The 2,898-nt window shown below is 60.3% G+C and carries 5 protein-coding genes; 2 read left to right on the plus strand and 3 right to left on the minus strand.

Features of this window, described 5'->3' with window-relative positions; genetic code table 11:
• From F0Q45_RS25170 to F0Q45_RS25180, 3 genes are all read right to left on the minus strand, one after another.
• A partial coding sequence (locus tag F0Q45_RS25170) for an MMPL family transporter (protein WP_149656470.1) occupies positions 1–431 on the minus strand: 431 nt, incomplete at its 3' end.
• On the minus strand, positions 428–838 hold the full coding sequence (locus F0Q45_RS25175; RefSeq protein WP_149656474.1) for an MmpS family transport accessory protein: 411 nt from the start codon (positions 836–838) through the stop codon (positions 428–430). The genes F0Q45_RS25170 and F0Q45_RS25175, both read right to left, overlap by 4 nt.
• Before the next feature lie 262 nt (positions 839–1,100).
• Positions 1,101–1,787 (minus strand): TetR family transcriptional regulator, encoded by a 687-nt coding sequence (locus tag F0Q45_RS25180; RefSeq protein ID WP_149656471.1) that lies wholly within the window; start codon positions 1,785–1,787, stop codon positions 1,101–1,103.
• 297 nt (positions 1,788–2,084) lie between these two features.
• On the opposite strand from F0Q45_RS25180, the gene F0Q45_RS25185 reads away from it, so the two are divergent.
• Together F0Q45_RS25185 and F0Q45_RS25190 are read left to right on the plus strand one after the other, a co-directional pair.
• Positions 2,085–2,504 carry an MmpS family protein gene (locus F0Q45_RS25185; protein WP_149656472.1) on the plus strand — a complete coding sequence of 140 codons (420 nt, stop codon included), beginning with the start codon at positions 2,085–2,087 and terminating at the stop codon, positions 2,502–2,504.
• Positions 2,501–2,898: MMPL family transporter (locus tag F0Q45_RS25190; RefSeq protein WP_149656473.1), on the plus strand; the 398-nt coding region annotated here is incomplete at its 3' end. The genes F0Q45_RS25185 and F0Q45_RS25190, both read left to right, overlap by 4 nt.

The following is a 2,898-nucleotide window of genomic DNA, read 5'->3' on the forward strand; positions in this document are numbered from 1 at the left end:
GGGCTTTGCGACCCCGCCGCGGTCAACGGATCACCCCAGAAATCCTGGATGTGCTGAACATGCCGCGTGTCCGCGGAAAGCTTCCGGATCAGCTCGTTGTAGTACAGATGGGCTTCATCACCCAGCGGTCGATCGCCCTCCAGCACGACCATGACTGCGCTATCGCTGTTGAACTCCTGGAAAACCTTGCCAATCCGCTTGATCGCCACCAGCGATTCGGCGTCCTTGGGGCTCAATGCCACGGAATGGTCTTTTCCGACCCGCTCCAGGGATGGGACGAAAATGGTCAGAGCTGCGGCGAGGGCCAGCCAAAACACAGTGATCGGCACAGCCAGTCGGCGAACCCAGCGCGCAGCCGAGGAATGCTTCCCGGCCTCGTTGGCGGTCGTGCTTTCAACCTGGTCTTCCACCGCCGTCTGAAAATCTTTCATTTCGATTTCACTATGCAGAAGGTCTGAGGGTTCACTCCGCTTTCGGACCTTTCATCCTTTACTTCCCCATTCACAACTATCCGGCAGCCGATCTGGTCACCGTTTCCCTGCGCCACCACGTTGACGCTGACCGACGACAACGTCGTGGTGACAGAAAGCGTCCACGGCAACGGAACGTTACTGGCGCGCTGAGGCTGGGCATCGATATCCAGATAGTTGACATTGGCGATGCTCCCGGGCGAACCAAACACTTCGTAAACCACGCGCTTGGGATTGAAGGGCTTGACTTCATCCGCCATACCGCTGGTGATCGGTCCCGGGTCGTGATACCCGAAGAAGCTACGGAGCCGATAGACGACGAACCCCGCCACCGCGACCACGACCGCGATGACGAGCGCAATCCACATTCGCTTCAGCGCGTTTGCAGCTGAAATCTTTGCCACTCCAATCACCTTCCGCTCGCCGGGAGCAGAACCGTCGGCTCGAATGCTTCAGCCATCGCGTGACCCTGCGTCAGGCCCGACCATGACGAATTCAGGACGCCATGCCATACGATGTTTTGGTGCGCTAAGCACGTTATACGCAACCGCTGCGGGGCGGCGGAACTGCGGCCTAGCGATGATTCTGGCCCGTGGTGATCTGCGCTTGAGGTTGTCCATCCGGACTGGCCTACGGTGGTCCGGCGGCGAGGCCGACGCAGGTCGCGGTGAGTAGTCGGGTAAGGGCGGCGGAGAAGTCGAGGTTCCACTCGGGCGGCAGCACGTCGGGCTCTTCGGCATAGACGTCGTTGAGCCGTTCCGGCGGGTGCGCGATCTGCCACAAGGTGGCCGCCAAAGAGTAAGCAGCGAGCAGAATGTCGAAGGCCCCAGAGCGCCCGAGCGCAGGAATGGCGTTCTCGATCGCATCTGCGAGCGCAACCCCGGCGGCGGTACTGGTGCGCTTGACTTCGACCACCCTGTCGACGTCCACTTCGTGTTCGAGATGCAGGTGCAGGTTTGCCAGCAGATCACAGAACAGCGGGTCGGCCGCCAGACCGTTGGCCAACGCCTCGGCCACCCGCGAATGCGACATCGGGCCCGGTTCGCCCAAGCTCTCACACACCGTCTTCGACCAGCGCACCCAACCCTCGGCGGCTAAGTGCAGCAGAACTTCCTTGTGAGACGTGAAGTAACGGCGTACCGCCGAGTAGTGAATTCCGGCGCGGCCGGCGACCGCAGTCAACGTCACCGAAGCGACACCGGTCTCCATCGCCAGCGAACGTGCCGCTTCGACCAGCGCCGCGGCCCGCTGGCGCTTGTTTTCTTCGGTGCGGGCGCGCTGGAAAGCGAGTTGCGCCACCGTAAGAGGATAACGCACATCATGTGATTTGCGTGAGCTAAACCGACCGAGTAGCGTGCTTTACGCACGTGATATGCGTTACACCAACGAGGGGCGCGCGGGCGCCGAAAAGGGGTCGCCGATTGACCTCGTGATTTACTTAGGTAAGGCTTGGTTGTACTGGCACCTCGCACTGCGTCGGATCAAGGTTGCGCCGCTGTTGACAATGTTGGCCAGGGCTCACCAGGGCTCACCAGGGCTCACCAGGGCTCACCAGGGCTTGAAAAGCCGCCCCCTAGCAACCCCAACCGGTGAAGGGAACGAGAAATCTTCAAAATGCTGTCGCGGTCGTGGATCGCGCTGGTGATTCTGGCGGTAATCGTCGTCGGCGGGTTCACGGTGCACCGGATTCGTGGCTTCTTCGCGTCTGAAAAGCGCGACTCGTACTCCGATAGCAACCTCGACAGCAAGCCCTTCAACCCTAAGCAGATCACCTATGAAGTCTTCGGACCGCCCGGAACGGTCGCCGATATCAGCTACTTCGATGTCAACGCCGACCCGCAACGGGTCGACAATGCGGTGCTACCTTGGTCCTTGCACTTCACCACAAACTTGGCGGCAGTAATGGGAAACCTTGTGGCTCAAGGCGATAGCAACAGCATTGGTTGCCGAATCACCGTCGATGGCACGGTCAAGGCCGAGCGGATTTCCAACGAGGTCAACGCCTACACCTACTGCTTGGTTAAATCAGCGTGACGATCAAATATGCGAACGACGCCGACACCCGTTCTCACCCGGAAAAGCCGTTGATCGCGAGACTGATCCACAGGTTCGCTGTGCCGATCATTCTGGGCTGGCTGGCGGTGTGCATTGCGCTAAGCGTCTTCGTCCCTTCGCTGGAAGTGGTCGGCCAAGAGCGTTCGGTGTCGCTAAGCCCAAAAGATGCGCCGTCGTATGAGGCGATGAGACGCATTGGCCAGGCGTTTAACGAGGGAAACTCCGACAGCTCGGCAATGATCATCCTGGAGGGCACCCAACCACTGGGCGATGAGGCCCACCAGTATTACGACGTCCTGATCCGTAAGTTGCGAGCCGACCCCAAGCACGTGCAGAGCGTCCAGGACTTCTGGGGAGATCCCCTCACCGCGGC

This window comes from Mycobacterium simiae (assembly GCF_008370645.1).
Classification (GTDB): domain Bacteria; phylum Actinomycetota; class Actinomycetes; order Mycobacteriales; family Mycobacteriaceae; genus Mycobacterium; species Mycobacterium simiae_A.

What these genes read in the sequence shown, in the direction of transcription:
- F0Q45_RS25185 (WP_149656472.1), top strand. Translation starts at nt 2,085, where the DNA reads ATGCTGTCGCGGTCGTGGATCGCGCTGGTGATTCTGGCGGTAATCGTC.
- F0Q45_RS25175 (WP_149656474.1), bottom strand. Translation starts at nt 838, where the DNA reads ATGTGGATTGCGCTCGTCATCGCGGTCGTGGTCGCGGTGGCGGGGTTC.